Below are 19412 nucleotides of genomic sequence, written 5' to 3'. Positions count from 1 at the left end.
ACAGGGCTCTATCACAACCTTGGCGCGCTGCCAGAGTCAAAATTCACCCACAGATTCTTCTAAGGAAGCAAATTTTAGGGTAGTGGATTTCGCCAGAAATCTGTAACTCAAATGTTCTTAGGGACTTCTGGCGAAGTCCACAACGTCCCAACTCGCAGTTCTAACCTTGACGGTCCACTAGACCCTTTTCGAGTGTCGCAGGTTCGCAAGAAATATGGAAAGGTGGTCGGGCGGCTGTGGCAGGTTGACTGCCACACGCCCTATGAACCCAACCTTGTGCTCCATCACGCAACGGGTTTTGCTAGAAATCCGCGCTGTACTTTTGGACCATATCGCGGCGGATCGAAGCGGTTGCTTGGTCAATAGCCTGCCAAATCTGCTGAACCGATGCTGCTCCTGCGGTCCGCTCTTGGCCACGAATGATCGCATCGGAGCGTCCTTTTTCCATCATGGTTGCATTGAACGAATTGACGCCGACCACCGGCGCGGATGGACCGTAATAGCCGCCGCCATATCCGTAGCCGCCGCGGTAGCCGCCTCCATAGCTCGAGACGGATGCGCCTACGGACGGATTGTTGCTGGCCGTTCGAACGGACGAACGCATTCCCACGCCCTTCATCGCCATTTCGGCATTGCGGAGGGCCGTCGAACATTGAAAACCAAAATCGAGCAATTGCTCGTCCACGTTGAGAATCGGTAGTTGGTCGATTTTGCGAGCGTAGCGATCATACCAAACCGCGGCTTGGCCGAACGTTTGTGCGTGGTCACGTTTTGGCTTCTCATGCAAGTCGTCTAGAAGCGTCGTGATCGACTGGAAATACTGTTGTGACGCGATTCGTTTTGCAGTCCCTTCGGGATCCGATCCAGGGGACATCGCTTCGTTCATCGAATCGGCGAGGGTCGGAGGCAGCGCCAAAACGCTCATTACACGGCGAGCTCCATTGCTGGAAAGCTTGCCGCGAAGCAAAAAGGTGTTTCCATTGATCGAAGGACTCCAATCGTGAACATCCTCAATCATGACGCCTTGCTTTTGCAAAACCTCGATCAGCAAGTCTTTTCCAACCTTGCCAAGGATCTCCGGTGACTGGGAGAAATCGACGCGAATCGCGCCAAGGGTGTCGTCTCCGGCGGTGATCCCCAAGGTAACCCCTTTGGCACCTTGCATCAATTTTGCGAATGCATCGGGTGAAATTCCCGAAGCTTTCAAGGATTCGAATTGACCAAACCCTGCCTTGATTTTGGCGGGCGAAACGACGCCTTCCAAGTCCAACGCCATCACGATCGGAGTACCAACTTTGGAAGCATATACGAATGCTTGCTCTAGATATTCCGGTAGCGGAGATCCCGAGGTGGTATTGGTCGACTTCAACCAGCGCGTAACGTCTTGGCGATTCGCAGGCGTGTACGACCCCAGCAGATTGCTCATGATTTGAACGACATAATGATCATCCGGTAATCGGACCGCAGATCGGCCGTCAATCGTATCCATGGTGCCGCCGAATCGCTGAGCCACCGAGGAGACATTGCGCTCTCCCTGCAATTTCACCATCGACATTTCCCACACGGTCTCGCCAAATTCATGGTCAAGACGCCCTGCCATCAACACCTCGGTGGCATCGGGTGGCAATGCGGAGATTCCCGATTCAAACGCGGCTTTGCGTCGAGCAGCCCAACGTTCTCGATCCGCAACCGGTGATCCGAACAGCTTTTCGGCATTGATCAGCACCAAGCTATTTGCATCCGAAGGAATCCGGTACTTCATTCCTTCGAATTGAGCAGAGCTGATGCAAGGGATCAAAGAAGCGATGATCAACAATGGAGCAATGGCGTATCGTTTCATTGGAAATTCGAGATCCAAGTTGGAGACAATGTTGGCGAAAGGGCCTTCATTATAGTCCGCGGGCCGTGGGCGTGTGCAGACCGGATAAATTTCCCAATCCCGGGATCCTGTCCCGCGGATCCCGGGATTGGCGTCGCCCAGCTGGGTCCTGTGCTCGGGGCAGCATTTCGAGAGACACTCGGTCGAGGGCTCGCCCTTAATCGGCTGGCTACCTCAAAAAAAGGGGAACCGCCTACTGGGGCCAACGCCAGTTTGCTTTTCCGGCGACCGGTTCGACCGGAGACTTAGGCAGGCTTTCGTTCCAATTCAGTAGCATGGCTTGCAACTGGTTGACCTTTTCCCTGTGCTCGGACGCGATATTGTCTCTTTCGCCGGGATCTCGTCTCAAGTTGTAGAGCTCGACGCGACTTTGGTCAGGGTTGATCAGCAGCTTGAAGTCACCCTCGCGAACCGCCAGCCGCGGTGGTTGGTTGTAGGGGTGACCAAACACGCGATAGCGCCACTCCCAAAAAAGGGGGCGACTGCGTTGCCGATCTTTTCCCAACCAGACATCGAGCATGTTTTCGCCGTCAAGTTCGAGGGATGCTGGAATATCGGCTTCGGCAATTGCAGCAAGGGTGGGCAGCAAATCGATACCGTTGACGATCGAGGTGTCGTTGACTTTCCCAGGGGGTACCTTGCCGGGCCAACGAAGCAAGAATGGCGTACGAATGCCACCTTCGTAGATGCTTCGTTTCCGCCCGCGAAACGGTCCCGTACAACCCACGCCGCTATGAGCCGAGTTGCCGATTTGGAAGTCTTCGGGGCCATTGTCGCTTGAAAAGATCACGAGTGTGTTCTCGCTGAGCCCGCGAGCATCGAGCTCGTCGAGAAACCGGCCAATTTGTCGGTCCATTTCCACGACGCAAGCGTAGAAGACTTGAGCGACACCGTAAAAATCGACCCCCTTGGGCGCAAACTGCTTGACGCGTTCGAGCTGTTCGAGCGATGGGTTCAACGTCGCGTGAGGATCCGAGAACCAGGCATTCAGGAAAAACGGCTCGGAAGTTGCCTGTTGCGAATCCATAAACTCCAAAGCTGCGTCGAGGATATCGGCGGTGCACTTGGGGCGATTCGGAGGGTTCCAAATATCAAGTCGCCCTCGATCCGGGATGTTCGTATGGGATTCCGTCCGAAACGCACCCACCCCGTACTCCTCAGGTGACACGTTCCCCAGGTGCCACTTACCAAAATGAGCAGTCCGGTATCCGGCGTCCTTCAACAGATCGGTTAAGGTCATGATGTCTGGATCGAGTGCATTGGGCATCTCGCGTTTCGCATTCGAAGCCTCGGCGGCGAAATGCCCAAACACTCGATGCCGAGCGGGATACTGTCCTGTCATGATCCCGGTTCGACTCGGCGAGCAGACGGAGCCAGCAACATAAAAGTTCGTAAACAGAGTGCCTTGCTGAGCCAATCGATCCAGGTTCGGCGTCTTGACGCGATCTTGGCCATAACAGCTTAAGTCCCCCCAGCCAAGATCGTCGGCGAAGAGGAAAATGATATTGGGACGCTCGGCTGCATGGGCATCCACCAGCCCGCCGCATCGACACATCGCGATCGCCGCGATGATAGCCAGGTTCGCGAAAGAAGGTTTAAACATGTCGTTTTGTTCCTATGAGTTGGTCCAATGGCCCCTTCGGTGGCCACGACGTCCGAGTAGGATCTTGGCAAAATACAACGTTGAATCACACCCGAAGATCAGGATACTCGTCGTGACATTGCTCGGATAGACAACAAGGGTTGCCGGTGCTTCTTCAACCGCAATGGCTTCGTTATTCTGATGTCGACCTTGCAGCGAGGTGATGTCCTCGTCACCGGGACAGCGACCAACGTGATCAGGGGTAGGTATGGCTAAGAAAAATCGAATTCCGCATAAGTTCTTGCCGTGGATTGACGCTCGTAAGAAGTTTAATCTGTCGCACGCCCATGTCCAAATGGCTCGTGAGTTGGGGCTGAATCCGAAAAAGTTTGGGTCCTACGCGAACCACAAACAACAACCTTGGAAACTGCCGTTGCCCGAGTACATTGAGTCCTTGTACGAAAAGAGCTATGGGAAAACGTGCCCTGACCAGGTGCGGTCGATCGAGCAGATGGCCGCTGATCATCTGGCCAAGCGAGCAGCCAAGAAGGCAGCCAAGGCTGTCGAGCAAGCGGAACCAGCCACTCGCGACGAAGGTGGCCCAACCGATTAGAATCAAGGCATCCGAGCTTCTTGAGGTGGATGCAGGTTTCTTTTTTCTTTCGACGCGGGTGCAGCAGATGAAGGCAGCTTTTATCGAATCGACGGGCGATCCCGCGGTGATTCAATTTGGCGAATTGCCGGAGCCTGAATTGAACGGACACGACGTGTTGATTCGCGTCCATGCCGTTGCGGTCAATCCGATCGATACTTACATCCGCAGCGGTGTGATCAGCTTTGACAGTCCGAAACCGTACATCATCGGCTGCGACGCCGCGGGCGTGGTCGAACAGGTCGGCAACCGAGTGACCGGCGTCTCCGTTGGCGATCGCGTTTGGTGCACCAACCAAGGCTTGCTCGGTCGACAGGGAACGTTTGCCGAGCGAATTGCCGTTGACGCGGCTTGGTGCTACCCGTTGCCCGATAACGTCTCGTATGATGATGCAGCGGCGTCCTCGCTGGTTGGCGTGACCGCACACTTGGGGCTGTTCCGCGAAGCTGATTTGCAAGCGGGTGAAACCATCCTTGTGATTGGTGGTACCGGCGGGGTGGGATCGATGGTTGTTCAAATCGCGAGAATCGCTGGCGCCAGAGTGATCACGACGGCAGGGAGCGACGAGAAATGCCACATCGCTCGAATGCTCGGTGCGGATGTCGTCATCAACTACAAGCAGGAATCGATTCAGGAGGCGGTCAGGCGAGAGGTCCCCAAGGGGGTGAACGTGTTTTGGGAAACTCGTCGGCAACCCGATTTTGATGCCGCAGTGGAAATGCTTGCGCCCCGAGGTCGGATGGTGATCATGGCAGGACGCGAAGCGCGTCCTGAATTTCCGGTTGGCCCCTTTTATGTCAAGGAATGCTCGCTGCACGGATTCGCGATGTTCAAAGCAACTCACACCGAACTGCGAGCGGCTGCGGAGGATCTCAATCGATGGATGGCCGCCAACAAGTTGACCGCCAATATTTCCAAGACGCTGTCGCTGGACGAAGCCGCCGAATCCCATCGGTTGCAAGAAGCCTCGACGCTGGGCGGCGACGGACAGTTGTCCGGAAAAATCGTATTAAGAGTGTAAGTCGCCTAATCAAGAAAGCCTTCGAGTGCATCGGCGCCTTCGGCCTGCTGCAGCTTTCGTATCGCGCGACGCTCAATTTGACGTACGCGTTCTCGGCTGATCTTGAATACACTGGCGACCTCCGCAAGCGTTCGCGACGAGTAGTCGTCAAAACCGAAACGCATCCGAACGATGAGGCGTTCACGCTCGTCGAGTTTCTTCATCATGCCCTCGAGCCGATGTTGCAGGCTTGATGCGTCGACGCTGGTGCCAACCGGTGTGTCGCATGGCTCGGGAATCATGTCCCGCAAATTCGCAGGGGCTTCGGAGTCGGATGATTGGTCCAAACTGTAGCTTGCGCCTAAAGAGCGTTCGAGTACCGATAAACGCTCATCGCTCAGGCCAGCGGAATCAGCAACTTCTCGGTGAGTGGGGCGATGATTGAGCTGCTGATAGAGTTCGCTGATCGTCCGTTGCAGCTCATTCATTTCGCCGACGACATGGACGGGAATCCGGATCGTACGGCTCTGCTCGGCTACCGCGCGACCAATCGCCTGTCGAATCCACCAGGTCGCGTACGTTGATAACTTGAATCCCTTCTCCGGCTCAAATTTCTCCACCGCACGCATCAATCCCGAATTGCCCTCTTGGATCAGATCCAAAAAGGACAGGCCGCGGCCACGATATTTTTTGGCGATCGAAACCACCAGTCGAAGATTGCCCTCGACAAGTTGTTGCTTCGCATCGGTGTAGGCGGCATGAGAGCGTTGAAGTTGATCCAGACGCTGATCGAGGCCCCGGCAAGAGTGCTGGGTCCGACGCATGATTTGATCGTATTGCTTCGCCTCTTCGGCCGACATCCTCTCTCGCCGGCTGCGGAGTTGGGTCGCGTGCTCGCACATCTGAACGAGGGAGACGAAATGCTGTTCCAACAGCGGAAGGCGCAAACCAAGTTCTTCGATCAGTGCGACGATCGATTCACGACGCCGAAGGTAGCGCCGACGTGCATCACGACGGACACCAATCGACGCGTTGTCGTCTCGGATGGTTTCAAAATCTTGCCGGTTCAACTCCAGCAGCGATTCAAGTGTGCGCAAATTGGGTTCAAGCCGTCCCAGTACTCCTTTTTTCGCTTGCTGATCGGAAACCGAAAAGTTCAGCGTTCGATCCGCTCTGGCGTTGCCGTCGAGAATGTCACGCAAAATCGCTACGGACTCTTCGGCAACAAAACGAACTCGCAACAACTCGGATCGGAAACATGCACGTGCCGCTTCCAGTTCCGTTGCTAACGTTAGCTCTTGTTCGGCGCTGAGCAGCGGAGTGCGGCCCATTTGCTTCAAATAAGTACCGAGCGTGTCGGCCAATTCTTCGCTGGCATGCAAACCGTTTCCATCACGGGTTCGATTGGACGGATCTAGGGTGTCGTGAAAGAATTCGTCGGTATAATGAGAGTTGAGGGAAACCATCTGTTTTCCTTTTTTGTCGTGCCGTAATCGTTCGCCTGTTAACTGCTTGGCTCCGTGCCGATGACGCTGGTCACACCCTGAGGGTCTGGGCGAATCCGCTCACGTGCGTGGCTGGAGCTTCCATCTCGCAGTGATGGCGCACGGCCCCGCGAACGGTACTTCTAAGTACTACGAAGAGAGATCGTGACCTGTTCGTTTCGTCCCTTAGACGCAGGCGGGGGCGAAATCGTGTCAGCGCCGGGGCAAAAAAACACCAAAAGATGCAATCGAGGCAGCACAGCATGCTATGCATCGACGCGAGAAAAAGCAAAAAAACAGCGACCAAGCGGGGGCTGAAATGTTTTTGTCTCAAATTGGTCGGGGCCAATCTTTTGTCGCGAAAACAGAGGAAAACGAAAGCCGAGCGACAACCATCTCGGGCTCGCGGTCATTCCGCTGGACAATTTGTCCACGGGTTGAGGGGCGTCTGATGGAGGGGCGTCTGACGAGTCTCAAACTCGCCAGGTGCTCGTTGGCTGGGCAGCGCCACGTTGACTTTCAAACATCGCAAGTTATGGCCTTTCCGTTCTTACTCGTCCTCAGGCGTTCCGCCGGTACTCGTTCTCGTACTCGATCGTCGAGTTGGTTGCCGGGTTGACGAAACACCGCGTTTTCGCGTCGAATGCCGGCCAAACAGGTCGAAATCCGCGAGCGCCCCAAAGATGACTGTCGAGAAAATTGAACAGAGTATCCCGCACCGTAGTCCCATGCGGCTATTGGACGAGATTGTTTCGCAAACCGACTCGGAAATCATTTGCCGAAAAACGTTCCGCGAAGAGGAGTTTTTTGTCCAAGGGCACTTCCCGGGCCATCCCCTTGTGCCTGGTGTGATCCAGTGCGAATGCTGTTTGCAGGCCGGAGCGATTCTGTTGGCCGGTTCCGCATTAGGCGGCGAGCATGAGCATGCGGTGCCGGTGGCGACTCGAATGGACAACGTCAAATTCAAACGAATGGTCAGGCCCGGTGAAACGGTCGAAGTTCATGCCGTTTTAAAGGACCGAGTCAGCAATGCATTTTTCCTAACCGGCAAGATGACCGTTGGCGGCAAGCTGGCCACTCGCCTCGATTTCGCCTGCTCGATCGCAAATCCCGCCGTCGCCGATTCCAACGTCGCTGATTCAGGTACCGCAGAATGAACGCAGCGAATTCAAGCGAACCGGTCCATGATTTTTTGGGTCTACGCGGGAAGACCATCTTGGTGATGGGCGTGGCCAACAAGAAAAGTGTTGCCTATCGGATCGCACTGGTGCTTCGCCAAGCCGGAGCGGCGGTGATCTACAGTGTGCGGAGTGAAGCGAGAAAGGAAAGCTTAGAAAAACTGCTGAAAGACCAGCCCGTGATCGTGTGTGATGTTGCCGACCAAGCTCAGATTGACTCGCTTGCCCGACACCTTGCAGCGGAGCAGGTTGTGCTTGACGGTTTGGTGCACTCGATCGCGTTCGCAGATTATCCCGAAGGCATTCGACCGTTTCATGAAACGACGCGCCGGCAATTCCTACAAGCGGTTGACATTTCTGCCTACTCCTTGATCAGCGTTTGTAACGCCTTGAAAGACCGTTTTTCGGAGCAGGCTTCGGTGGTCACGATCGGGATCAGCACCACGCGGATGGCAAGTGAGAGTTATGGATTCATGGCGCCCATCAAGGCCGCGCTTGAATCGTCGTTGGCGTTTTTGACAAAATCGTTCAGCCGGTTCAGTGAGGTGCGATTCAATTCCGTGTCCGCTGGATTATTGAAGACGAGTGCGTCGGCGGGAATTCCCGGGTACGTCGATTCGTACCTGTTTGCCGAAAAAGTGATCCCCCGTCGCCGCGCCGTGACGACCGATGAAGTCGCCAACACCGCCGCTTTTCTGCTCAGCTCTCGAAGCAGTGGAATTGCTGCCCAGTCCATTGTGGTGGACGCTGCAATGGCAATAAACTATTTCGATGCTGACGTGGTCCAGGCGGTCACGGCACAAGACATTGACTGAGCATGGACCACCCACCCGAATTGCTGGAAAGATCAAAGATGAGTCAACAAATCTATATCAACGGTGAGTACTTTGGTCGCGATGACGCGAAGGTCAGCGTTTTCGATCACGGCTTGCTGTACGGCGACGGCGTCTTCGAAGGGATGCGAATCTACGGAGGAAAGGTCTTTCGGTTACGTGAGCACCTGAAACGGTTGTGGGACTCTGCTCAAGCGATCGCCTTAACGATTCCAATCTCCATGGACCAAATGATCCTGGATGTTAACGCAACGGTTGCCAAGAACGATTTGGAAAACGGCTACATTCGCCTGGTCGTCACGCGGGGGGCCGGACCGCTAGGACTTGACCCCTTTCGCTGCAGCCACCCGCAAATCATTATCATTGCGGACACGATCAAGTTGTACCCGGAAGAGTTCTATCAGGATGGGCTTGAGTTGGTGACTGCTTCGACGATTCGCAATCACCCGGCCGCCCTCAGTCCGCGGATCAAGTCGTTGAATTACCTCAACAACATCATGGCGAAGATCGAGGGCTTGAAGGCGGGGTGCGTCGAAGCGTTGATGCTGAACCACAAAGGTGAGGTTGCCGAATGCACCGGCGACAATCTGTTCCTTGTCCGAGACGGTGTGCTGATCACGCCCCCGGTGGACGCCGGAATTTTGGAAGGCATCACGCGTGACGTGGTGCTGGAACTTGCCGCACAAGAAAAGATCGAGGTTCGTGAAATCGCGATCACTCGCTACGATGTCTACGTCGCGGATGAATGCTTCTTGACCGGAAGTGCTGCGGAAGTGATTCCTGCGGTCAAGATCGACGATCGCACGATCGGTGATGGAACGCCAGGCCCAATCACTCGAAAGCTGACTGCCGCGTTCCGAAAGCTGGTTGGACAGTAGAGCGGATTGCCGATTAGATTCGGGTCACGTATTGGCCGCTGAGCCGGCGAATCAACGACCGCATTTCCAGCACGCTGATGGTCGCGATCACACGGTATGCGGGCAATTGTGTTTTGGCGATCACCTGGTCGATGGGGGTACTCGTTTGGTCGATCGCATTGAGCACGTCTCGTTCAAGCTCGTTCAGCCGCAATTCCGATCCGCTGCGAATGGTGAGCCCGTCCCCGGATTCCACGGGTTCGAACATCGGACCGAGTTCCTCCAAGACATCGTCGACGGTCTGGACCAAACGAGCCCCGTCGCGAATCAACTGGTTGCACCCGCGTGACGTTCGGCTGGTGACAGGTCCAGGAAGCGCCAGAACATCGCGATTCATTTCACATGCCAATCGAGCGGTGATCAACGCCCCGCTGCGGTCGGGCGCTTCAATCACCAGCGTTGCGACCCCCATCGCGGCGATTAACCGATTTCGCTGTGGGAACATCCCTGCACGAGGCTTGGCATCGGGGCCATACTCGCTGATCACCGCTCCGGACGAAGCGATCGAATCGGCAAGTGTTTTGTGCTCGGGTGGGTAGATTTGTCCAAGCCCACTGCCCAGCACCGCAATCGTGCGTCCTGCTGCGTGGAGCGCTCCCTGATGTGCCGCTGCATCGATCCCTCGTGCCATGCCGCTGATCACCGTGACGCCAGCCTTCGCTAACGCATACCCGAATCGTTCCGCTTGTTTGAGGCCATACACGGATCCGTGGCGTGTGCCGACAATGGAAATCGCTAACGTGTCTTGAGGCACCATCCCGCCCCGAACGAACAGAATCGGTGGCGTGTCGACCATCTGCTCGAGCGAACGAGGAAATCCCGCTTGCCCCTGGCGAACGATGGTAACTTCATTTTCGTGACACCACGTCACAAGCGTCTCGACGTCCACATGGTGTGATGCCGTACGGATCGTGTGGATCAGCTTCGCACCCACACCATGGACCATGGCCAAATCCGATTCACCCGCAGAAAGAACTTGTTCTGCGGTATCGAATCGTTCCAGTAGTGCGGTCAACGTGCGAGGACCAAGCCCTGGAAGCATCGACAAGCGAAGCAACGCCATCGTCGCAGGATCCGGCCCGGTGTCGGTTGAGTCGACTCCGCCGCCCAAGATCCCGCCGCCCGTGGTCCCGTCACCGTCCATTTGATTCTTGTGCCAATTGTTGAGCGAATTGCTTCACGACCGGACGATCGCCCAAGTGTGGGTTGATATGAGGGCGCGCTAGAAGCAGCTTTTCTTGGGCTTGTTCGATCGACAATCCGCGGTACTTCATCAGCCAACACAGTGCAACCGTTGCGCTGCGAGCCCGTCCTGCTTTGCAGTGAATGTAGACCGTTTCGTCCACGTGGGTGTGTTCTTCGACAAATTCAACGGCAAGCTTGACGTTTTCGAGACTCGGGTGGGTGAAATCCGTTGTCGGCATCCAGAACTGCGAGATGCCGAACGCTTCGTAGGCAGCCAAGGGCCCCGGATACTCTTCGCACGTATTGACCACCGCCTTCACTCCTTCGGCAGCAAGTCCCGGAACGTCGCCAGCGAAAGGATAGGCGCCGACGATCACATGCGCATCGATATAGTCCCACCAGCGGCGGACACCCAGGATGCGACCAAGCGTGTAATTCCAAGCCAACGTTGGGTAGAACACCGCCTTCGCATAAAGTTTCTGCGTCCGAGTGGGTTGAACCGCGGGCACGATCTCCGCAATGACGGCAGCAGGGGCCGACGCATTCGTGGGAATCCCATCGTCGATTGCTGGTGCTTGATCGCTAGGTTCTTGACTGGGGTCTTGTTCGCACATTCCCGCTATTCTAGCGGCGAATTCCAGCCTGTGTCATTCCTGCCAATTGGACCAGCTCGCGCACACTCCCACAGCATGCGGTGTAACGAAGTTTCGAACGCAGCGACTCGTCAATCACCCGTCCTCCAACAAACAGCGAAACCTGTTCGCCCAGCGAGCCCGCCAAGCGGTTTTCGGCCACAATGAACCGGGCTGGATCTTCAAGTGCCGAGACGCTCAGCCAAACCAGCTTCGCATTCTGATCATGGGCGGCTTGTCGAAAACTATCCAGTGGCAAATTGCTTCCCAGGTTGATGGCGTTCCAGCCAATTTCTCGCAGCGCCAGCTCGACCATCGCAGTTGGAAGTTGATAGTGATCGTCCTCGGGGGAACCGCCGACGGCCACGGGAGCGTCCGCGGACACGGGACCAATCTCATTGCGCATCTCCATCATCAATCGCTGGCAAATGTCACAGGCTCTCCGCTCTTGATAAATGTCGATTTCTTTGCAATCCCAAGCTTCGCCAAGTCCATGCATGGCGTCGGCGATCAAATCCTCGGCCGCTTCACTACGGGACGCACCCCCGGCGACTCGGGCACGGAGCACCGCCCGGCACGTCTGCTCATCGCCCTCGGCCAAGGCACTACGAAACGAACGCTGCTCTGGATCCTTTGCTCCTGGAATCTCGGTCCGGCGACATTGGCACAACGAAGGCAATCCGATCGCTTCGGGATGAACCAAGGTCTGGCCGGTCTCTCTCAGAAATTGCTGTAATCCATCGAGCGTGATCCGACGGTGACCGCCAATCGTGCGAACGGTCGGAATGACGCCGCGATCACACCATCGCTTGACCGACGATTCGCTGACTTGCATCGAATTGGCGATCTGCTTCGGCGAAAAATGGGGAAGTCGAGCTGCCACGGGCTTTTTTCGTGTCTGGAGAAGGCAAAATGTGAACGAAATGAACGGATTTAAAGACGAATTGCGTCTCAAAATCGAGCGATGTTGCCACGATCGAGGTCTGCAAATGTCTTGAATCGTTTCGCTGAGGACGCCGAATTGTAGTCCAGCGGCTAATCCCGCCAACTCAAGCAACGTAGAAAAACATCGAAAAAATCGGATGTTTTTAGAGAAAACGTGTCGGAGGTTCCAATCGAAAACTTTTTTGCGATGCAGTCGATAATGCAGGTTGCCTTTAACAGGCGGGAGCGGTATAACGACATGAACGACATGGACGATATGGACGTCCAAAACGTTCAAATGCTTGTTTTGATCTAAATGCCTCCCTCGTTTCATCAACACGAAGAGCGATACCGATGACGAAAGCTTCCCTCTCCTCCCGCGTTGCGACTCTCGATTCCCTGACTAGCGAGCCTAAGGGTGACGAGTCCGTGCTCGAAGATTCCAGTGCGTCGACACTGCCCGCTCGGATGCCTTCATGGATGAAGATGGACGAATTGGTTTCCGCAAGTTCCGAAGCCGACTCGCTGGCTCGTGATTATGGATCGCTTTCCAAAGAAGACTTAAAGCGAGCCACCAAGATGCAACTCCGACAGGAGATTGGCTTCATCAGCAACAGCGAGTTTTCGCAGACCGAGATTGGTAGAGAAATTTTTGCGGCGCCGCTCCAATTGGCGCCGCGTCAAAAAGAGGTCGGGGTCCGTACGGCGACTCGCAGCGGGGCAGATCTTCCCATCCACCTCGGGCGACTATGCGAGGCGTCTTTGCTCACGCCCGAGCAGGAGTCCCTGTTGTTTCAGCGAATGAATTTTCTGCTGCACCAAGCTGCGGCTCACCGTCGTCTTCTCAATCCGAGTCGGCCCTCTCGAGCCCGTTTGGCGCTGGTGGATCGTTTGATCGCCATGGCTCACTGGCATCGGGATCGAATTGTCGAGGCGAACTTACGGTTGGTCTTTTCGATCGTTAAGAAATTCGTTAACGCCAACAATCAGTTTGATGAATTGCTGAGTGATGGTATCGTGGCACTGATGCGTGCCGTGGAGAAATTCGACTATGATCGAGGCTTTCGGTTCAGCACCTATGCAACGCAGGTCGTCCGCCGCAATTCTTACCGGACGATTGTGTTTAACCAACAAGAGCGTCAGAAGGTAATCGGTGGACTGCAAGACATGAACTTAGACCTAAGCGACGAAGATCGGGGTTCCTCCATTAGCGAAGGTCGTTGGCACGAACTGCGGTCACGCTTGGCTGCGATGCTTGAGGACCTGGATCGTCGGGAAAAGCTGATCATCCGAGCTCGCTTCTCGCTCGGGTCTCACCGCAAGGTCCATACGCTTCAATCGTTAGCAGATCGTTTGGGGATCAGCAAGGAACGGGTTCGTCAACTCGAGCGCCGCGCGATGGAGAAGCTCCGGTCCATGGCGGGGGATGTCCGGCTCGCTGAGTTGGAGGTTTAGGTTACGACGCTGATGGCTGGCTCTCAACATTACCGCGCGTCGACTCAGCTTGGCGTTTCCAAGCAGCAGGCGTTCGCCTACCACGAACGGCCGGGGGCGTTGCAGCGATTGACGCCTCCTTGGGAGTCGGTATCGGTAGAGAAGGGTAGCGCGGGTTTGGACGTAGGAAGTCGTGTTGTCCTCAAGATGCGATTGCTTGGTGTGCCGCTTCGCTGGGTCGCAGAGCACACGCTTTACGACCCGCCAAACCGGTTTGATGACACTCAGCGATCGGGGCCGTTTGCGAGCTGGAGCCATTCGCACCAATTTGATGCCGACGGTGGGAACGATTCGAAGTCCGTGTTGACCGACTCGATCCATTATCGATTGCCCGGCGGGCAGCTTGGCCGATGGTTTGGCGGTGGTTTCGCGTTGAAGAAAATCGAATCGATGTTCGCGTACCGCCATCGGATCACTCGCGATGACTTGGAATTGTTCAGTGCTTATTCAAGCGAAGCGATGCGGGTTGCCATCTCGGGCAGCCATGGGCTGGTCGGTTCGCAACTGCTTGGCTTGCTGAGTCTGTTCGGGCACGAGACGCAGCGGATCGTGCGAAGTTCGCCGAGTGAGGATCGCATCGCAGCTTGGCAAAGCGATCAACAGGCCAGTCGGCTCAATGGCGTTGATGCGGTCGTTCACCTGGCCGGGGCCTCGATTGCCAGCCGACGGTGGAGCGATGTGGTGAAGCGAGAGATTCGAGAGAGTCGGGTGTTGAAGACTCGCCAACTCTGTGAATCGCTCGCGAGATTGCCCAAGAAACCCCGAGTTTTGGTGTGCGCGTCGGCAACAGGCGTTTACGGCGACCGGCAGGATCAGGTTCTTGATGAGCATTCGGCTCATGGGGAGGGCTTTCTCGCGGACGTCGCCGATCAGTGGGAGCGGGCTTGCCGTCCCGCGGTCGATGCAGGGATTCGAGTCGTCCATGCCCGGTTTGGTCTGATCTTGTCTCGCCAAGGTGGTGCGTTAGCCAAGATGTTGTTGCCGGCGAAGCTAGCCGGTGGATCACTCGGCAGTGGTCATCAATGGTGGAGTTGGATCGCGATGGACGATGTTCTTGGCGGGATCTACCACGCCATCCAGACGGACTCACTCAGCGGCCCTGTTAATTTTGTTTCGCCGACACCGGTTCAGAACCGAGACTTCGCAAAGGTGCTTGGTTCCGTGATGCACCGTCCGGCGTTGCTTCCCGCTCCGGCATTCGGGCTTCGTATCGCCCTCGGCGAAATGGCGGACGCCTTGTTGCTGGCCAGCACTCGGGTGGTTCCCGTCAAATTGCAGCAATCGGGCTACCGGTTTCGCTTTAACGATCTTGCGGAGACCCTTCGCTATTCATTGGGCAAAGATCGCTTGAAGAGTTCGCCAGCCTAGTGGACCGTCAAGGTTAAAACTGCGAGTTGGGACGTAGTGGACTTCGCCAGAAGTCCCTCAGAACATTTGAGTGACGGATTACTGGCGAAATCCACTACCGTAAAATCTACTGCTGACGGTCCACTAGTTCGACTCGGGATCGGCCAGTGCCTTCAATCGTTCCAGTTGAAGATGATCGTAGGTCAGTCCTACGTGCCCGACGGCTCTGGCGATCTCGGCAAGCGACGAGTAACCGAGCTTTCGCCCAATTTCCGTCTTGTGTCGTTCAACGGTTCTCGGGCTGCGGTGAAGCATTCTGGCAACCTCCGGAACGCTGTTGCCATGCCCCAACAGGATGAAAATTTCGAGCTCTCGCTTGCTCAGTGAGGACAAGCAGCCGAGGTCAATGTACTGGCTCGACACCGTGTTAATTTCGCTGGAGTCTTCTTGTCCATCGCGTCTGGAGATAAACAAAGCGTAATGCACCGCGGCGGTCCCTTCTGGGGGATGTTCCGAATCGACTTCCGTGGCCGGTTCGTCGCCAGCGGCTTGTGGCTGCTCTACGGTGCCCCGGAACTTCTGAACCATCGATTCGCCAACCGGGTAGATGGTCGAGACAATTTGTTGGCCTTGATAGATATGCCTTGCTCGAAGCGGTCGGCCTTCTTCCAAGACTTGTTTGATCCATTCCATCCGCTCGCGGGCGAAATCGGGGTGGAAGATGTCGCCCAAATTCCGTGGCGCTGATTGAGTTTGTGGGTCACGACTGGGAACCCCAAAGAGTGCCAGAATCGCGCCGTTGGAATAAAGGATGTTTCCCTCTTTTGAAATGATGGCCAAACCGATTCCGGGTTCTACCCGAAAGATATCGGCCCAATCAATCGAATCAAATAGGTTTACCATAGGACTTCATTCGCTTTGGTTCTGAAATGTGGTGCCAAGCCCCACGTTGTGGCTTGGTCGGGGAGCGACAACCAAACCGATCGAACGACGGCGTTGCTGCTGGGCTTGAGCTGGTCAAGAGTCTGGTTACTGCCTTTCGTCCATCGTATGCTGCGGCTACCAAACCAAAAAGGCTCGACGTTCCCGCCGAGCCTTTGATGTGATACATCTGATCACTCGTTCTAGTCCGCAATTTTGGCGACAAGATCGAGCACTTTGCAAGAGTAACCCCATTCGTTGTCGTACCAAGAAACCACTTTGACAAACGTTTTGTCAAGCTGAATTCCCGCGTTCGAATCGAACACCGACGTACGAGACTCGCCACGGAAGTCGGTCGAAACGACGCTCTCGTCGGTGTAGCCAAGAATGCCCTTCATCTTGCCTTCCGAAGCGGCCTTCATCGCTTTACAAATGTCTTCATAGCTCGCTTCTTTTTCCAATTCTGCGGTCAAGTCGACCACGGAAACGTCCGAAGTCGGTACGCGGAAAGCCATCCCGGTCAGCTTGCCGTTGAGTTCAGGAATGACCTTGCCGACGGCCTTCGCTGCGCCGGTGCTCGAGGGAATAATGTTCTCCAGGATACCGCGTCCGCCACGCCAATCCTTTTTCGAAGGTCCGTCGACGGTCTTCTGTGTCGCGGTGGCCGCGTGCACCGTGGTCATCAAACCACGCTTGATGCCAAAGTTGTCGTTGAGCACTTTCGCGAGGGGGGCAAGACAGTTGGTCGTGCAGGACGCGTTGGAGACGAACTTTTGTCCAGCATAGCTTTCGCAGTTGACGCCCATCACGAACATCGGAGTGTCATCTTTCGGAGGCGCAGACATCACGACTTTCTTAGCACCTGCATCAAGGTGACCTTTGGCCGAGTCCTGTGTCAGGAAGAAGCCGGTCGATTCGACAACGATGTCGGCTCCGACGTCGCCCCATGCCAACTTAGCAGGGTCGGTCTCTGCTGTGATGCGGATTTCTTTGCCATTGACGACCAAGTTTCCGCCCTTCGTCGAGACGTCGCCCTTGAAGCGGCCGTGGACGCTGTCGTACTTCAGCATGTAAGCTTGGTAATCGACGTCCAACAAGTCGTTGATTGCTACCACCTCGATGTCGTCACGAAGGACCGACGATCGAAAAACCATACGTCCGATTCGACCGAAACCATTAATTGCAACTCGTATAGCCATTGTTCCTCTTTCTCCTCACGGTGATTGTAGGCCGGCCATGTCGCAGATCCGGCGTCCGAATAAAACTGACTGATCAAAGAACCCAACCCTTGTTGCGATTCAATTCGCGGATTATAGAAACGCAGGCCCCAATTGAACCAGCCCCCGAAGTCAGCTTCGCCGCCTGAATGGCGTCGACCGGTCGGTGTTTCCTCTGGAACGTGGGATTACGTCAATGAGCGGACGATCGCCGACCATTACGACGCGTTTGTGGCAGATACTCCCCTCTGCCGGCTGGATCAACAAATCGTCGCAGCCGAATTTCCGACTCGGAAATCGGGTCAGAATGCGTCGATTATCGATCTCGGATGCGGCAGCGGCCGGACGGCGCTCCCCTTGGCCGCACGTGGCTACACCGTCATCGGTGTCGATCTTAGCCACCGCATGCTGGAAATCCTTGTCACCAAGGCTCAGCAGCAGAGCCTGATCGACCGAATCCATCCGGTGCGGGCCAACCTGGTCCAAATCGACGGTTTCGCTGATCAATCCATTGATCATGCGGTTTGTATGTTCAGCACGCTGGGGATGATTCAAGGAGGATCAAACCGCCGTGAAATGCTCCGCAGTCTCCGACGCATTGTCCGCCCGGGCGGAAAGTTCGTGCTGCATGTCCACAACCGCTGGGCGGCGCTGTATGAACCCGGGGGAATCCGAGCGATGGTCGCAAGCCGAGCACGATTATGGTTCAACTCAGACCATGAGTTTGGAGACAGCGTCTACGCCTATCGTGGTCTCGACAAGATGTTCATGCACCGCTTCAGTCGAAAGGAACTGGCGGCTGATCTGCGGGCAACCGGTTGGCAGGTGAGGGAGCTGCTTCGTGTTGCCACCGATGGTTCCGCGATCGTCAACCGTCGGTTTGGGAAAGTGGGTGGTTTTATCGTGATCGCCCAATGACACCGATCATGAGGGTGCAGCCACTTGCATCATGAGCGCGCACAAGTACGCCGCATAGGTGCCCAAGGCATATCCAACGACTGCCAACAAGACACCCACCGGCGCGAGTGACGGATGGAAAGCGGCCGCAACAACCGGTGCACTCGCCGCACCGCCAATGTTCGCTTTGCTGCCAACCGCCAAGAAGAAGTAAGGTGCGCGAATCCACCATGCAACGACAAACAGCAAACCGACGTGAAGCAGCATCCATACCGCGCCGACGGCAAATAGTTCTGGCCTTGTGAAGATGGCAGCGATATCCATTTGCAATCCAATCGTCGCCACCAGGAAATAGATAAACACCGATCCGATTCGGGAGGCTCCGGCGCCTTCGAGGTTCCGCACCCGCGTGAATGACAAAAGCACGCCGCCGGTCGTTGCCAAAAGGATCAACCAAAAGAAGCTGGAGTCCAAGCTGAAACGGTCCAGCGTCGGTGCGTTGGCTGTGACCCATCCGGCGATCGAATCGGCGAGCAGATGGCTGATCGCCGTCACTCCGAAGGCGAACGCGAGGATCCGGAACAGGTCAACAGTCGTCGTCACCCGCAGGGTCGAACGCGAAAATGCTTCCATCTTCTCGGTCAAACGATCGACCGCCGATGCATCGGCTTTCAGCATCCGGTCGATCCACTTTGATTTGCCGATTCCGAGCAACAAGAAGGCCATCCAAACTTCGGCGACGATCACATCCACCGCCACCATCACGCTAAACAATTCATCGGAAGGCTTGAAGATCTCCTTCATCGCAACTTGATTCGCACCCCCTCCGATCCAGCTGCCGGCAACGGTCGAAAGACCTCGCCAAACCGCCGAAGCATCGCTGCCTCCCACCCACTCTGGTGCAAACGTTCCGACGATCAGAATGGCCATTGGCCCTCCCAAGACGACTCCGATCGTACCGGTCAGAAACATGACAATCGCCTTGGGACCAAGCTTTACGATTTCACGTAAATCGATACTGAGCGTCAACAGCACCAAACTGGCGGGCAACAGAAATCGAGTGGCGACAAAGTAGAGTTGGGAGTTTGCCGGGTCGACGATGCCAGAGAGCGTTAAGAGTGATGGCAAGAAGTAGCACAATAGCAGCATCGGAAAGACCGAGTAGAACGATCTCCAAAACCGAGACTCATGGTGGCTCGTCCAAAACACGAACCCCAAGATCCCCATCAACATCCCGAGGATGACCGCATCATTTTCAATCATGAGTATC

General features: G+C 55.7%; 17 protein-coding genes. 8 read left to right on the top strand and 9 right to left on the bottom strand.

Translation table 11 applies throughout. From position 1 onward, the window contains the following. Positions 1-301: 301 nt before the first annotated feature. Positions 302-1840 (bottom strand): hypothetical protein, encoded by a 1539-nt coding sequence (locus Poly41_RS01060; RefSeq protein ID WP_146524081.1) that lies wholly within the window; start codon positions 1838-1840, stop codon positions 302-304. Between the two features lie 232 nt (positions 1841-2072). Further along, on the bottom strand, positions 2073-3482 hold the full coding sequence (locus tag Poly41_RS01055) for a sulfatase family protein (RefSeq protein WP_146524080.1): 1410 nt from the start codon (positions 3480-3482) through the stop codon (positions 2073-2075). Between the two features lie 247 nt (positions 3483-3729). Between Poly41_RS01055 and Poly41_RS01050 the strand changes: the two genes are divergently transcribed. Then, on the top strand, positions 3730-4074 hold the full coding sequence (locus tag Poly41_RS01050; RefSeq protein ID WP_197230982.1) for a hypothetical protein: 345 nt from the start codon (positions 3730-3732) through the stop codon (positions 4072-4074). A 67-nt stretch (positions 4075-4141) separates the two neighbouring features. Continuing rightward, positions 4142-5134, top strand: coding sequence for an NADPH:quinone reductase (locus Poly41_RS01045; protein ID WP_146524079.1), 993 nt, complete (start codon positions 4142-4144; stop codon positions 5132-5134). 5 nt (positions 5135-5139) lie between these two features. Here Poly41_RS01045 and Poly41_RS01040 read toward each other — a convergent pair whose 3' ends face one another. After that, the gene (locus Poly41_RS01040; RefSeq protein WP_146524078.1) at positions 5140-6579 is read right to left on the bottom strand and encodes an RNA polymerase sigma factor RpoD/SigA; all 1440 of its coding nucleotides are present in this window, start codon (positions 6577-6579) and stop codon (positions 5140-5142) included. 701 nt (positions 6580-7280) lie between these two features. Here Poly41_RS01040 and Poly41_RS01035 point away from each other — a divergent pair. From Poly41_RS01035 to ilvE, 3 genes are read left to right on the top strand one after another with little or no spacing between them, the layout of a single operon-like run. Then, a complete protein-coding gene (locus Poly41_RS01035; RefSeq protein ID WP_146524077.1) occupies positions 7281-7754 on the top strand; it encodes a 3-hydroxyacyl-ACP dehydratase FabZ family protein in 474 nt (157 codons plus the stop codon). Further along, positions 7751-8590, top strand: a complete 840-nt coding sequence (locus Poly41_RS01030) for an enoyl-ACP reductase FabI (protein WP_146524076.1) — start codon at positions 7751-7753, stop codon at positions 8588-8590. Before Poly41_RS01035 ends, Poly41_RS01030 begins: the two co-directional genes overlap by 4 nt. Before the next feature lie 38 nt (positions 8591-8628). Continuing rightward, positions 8629-9486, top strand: coding sequence for a branched-chain-amino-acid transaminase (ilvE, locus tag Poly41_RS01025; protein WP_146524075.1), 858 nt, complete (start codon positions 8629-8631; stop codon positions 9484-9486). Positions 9487-9499: 13 nt separating this feature from the next. On the opposite strand, the gene dprA is transcribed toward ilvE, so the two are convergent. From dprA to Poly41_RS01010, 3 genes are read right to left on the bottom strand one after another with little or no spacing between them, the layout of a single operon-like run. Continuing rightward, entirely contained in the window at positions 9500-10669 is a 1170-nt protein-coding gene (gene dprA / locus Poly41_RS01020; RefSeq protein WP_146524074.1) for a DNA-processing protein DprA, read from the bottom strand. After that, positions 10659-11324: a dual specificity protein phosphatase family protein gene (locus Poly41_RS01015; protein WP_146524073.1), complete on the bottom strand. Its 666-nt coding sequence runs from the start codon at positions 11322-11324 to the stop codon at positions 10659-10661. The genes dprA and Poly41_RS01015 overlap by 11 nt, the downstream gene beginning before the upstream one ends. A gap of 10 nt (positions 11325-11334) precedes the next feature. Beyond that, complete coding sequence (locus Poly41_RS01010; protein WP_146524072.1) at positions 11335-12225, bottom strand: MerR family transcriptional regulator; 891 nt, start codon at positions 12223-12225, stop codon at positions 11335-11337. Positions 12226-12620: 395 nt separating this feature from the next. Between Poly41_RS01010 and Poly41_RS01005 the strand changes: the two genes are divergently transcribed. Together Poly41_RS01005 and Poly41_RS01000 are read left to right on the top strand one after the other, a co-directional pair. After that, positions 12621-13721 carry a sigma-70 family RNA polymerase sigma factor gene (locus Poly41_RS01005; protein ID WP_146524071.1) on the top strand — a complete coding sequence of 367 codons (1101 nt, stop codon included), beginning with the start codon at positions 12621-12623 and terminating at the stop codon, positions 13719-13721. A gap of 12 nt (positions 13722-13733) precedes the next feature. Then, complete coding sequence (locus Poly41_RS01000; protein ID WP_146524070.1) at positions 13734-15128, top strand: TIGR01777 family oxidoreductase; 1395 nt, start codon at positions 13734-13736, stop codon at positions 15126-15128. Between the two features lie 123 nt (positions 15129-15251). Here Poly41_RS01000 and Poly41_RS00995 read toward each other — a convergent pair whose 3' ends face one another. Both Poly41_RS00995 and gap read right to left on the bottom strand, forming a co-directional pair. Next, positions 15252-16010, bottom strand: a complete 759-nt coding sequence (locus tag Poly41_RS00995) for a LuxR C-terminal-related transcriptional regulator (RefSeq protein WP_231615308.1) — start codon at positions 16008-16010, stop codon at positions 15252-15254. A gap of 221 nt (positions 16011-16231) precedes the next feature. Next, the gene (gene gap / locus Poly41_RS00990) at positions 16232-17227 is read right to left on the bottom strand and encodes a type I glyceraldehyde-3-phosphate dehydrogenase (protein WP_146524069.1); all 996 of its coding nucleotides are present in this window, start codon (positions 17225-17227) and stop codon (positions 16232-16234) included. Positions 17228-17359: 132 nt separating this feature from the next. Between gap and Poly41_RS00985 the strand changes: the two genes are divergently transcribed. Next, entirely contained in the window at positions 17360-18163 is an 804-nt protein-coding gene (locus Poly41_RS00985) for a class I SAM-dependent methyltransferase (RefSeq protein ID WP_146524068.1), read from the top strand. Positions 18164-18169: 6 nt separating this feature from the next. Here Poly41_RS00985 and Poly41_RS00980 read toward each other — a convergent pair whose 3' ends face one another. Next, on the bottom strand, positions 18170-19405 hold the full coding sequence (locus tag Poly41_RS00980; RefSeq protein ID WP_146524067.1) for a DUF819 family protein: 1236 nt from the start codon (positions 19403-19405) through the stop codon (positions 18170-18172). Between the last annotated feature and the right edge of the window lie 7 nt (positions 19406-19412).

It is taken from the genome of Novipirellula artificiosorum (genome assembly GCF_007860135.1).
Taxonomy (GTDB): domain Bacteria; phylum Planctomycetota; class Planctomycetia; order Pirellulales; family Pirellulaceae; genus Novipirellula_A; species Novipirellula_A artificiosorum.
Note: the sequence above shows the minus strand (reverse complement) of the source record. Positions and strands in the feature narration are given on the sequence as shown.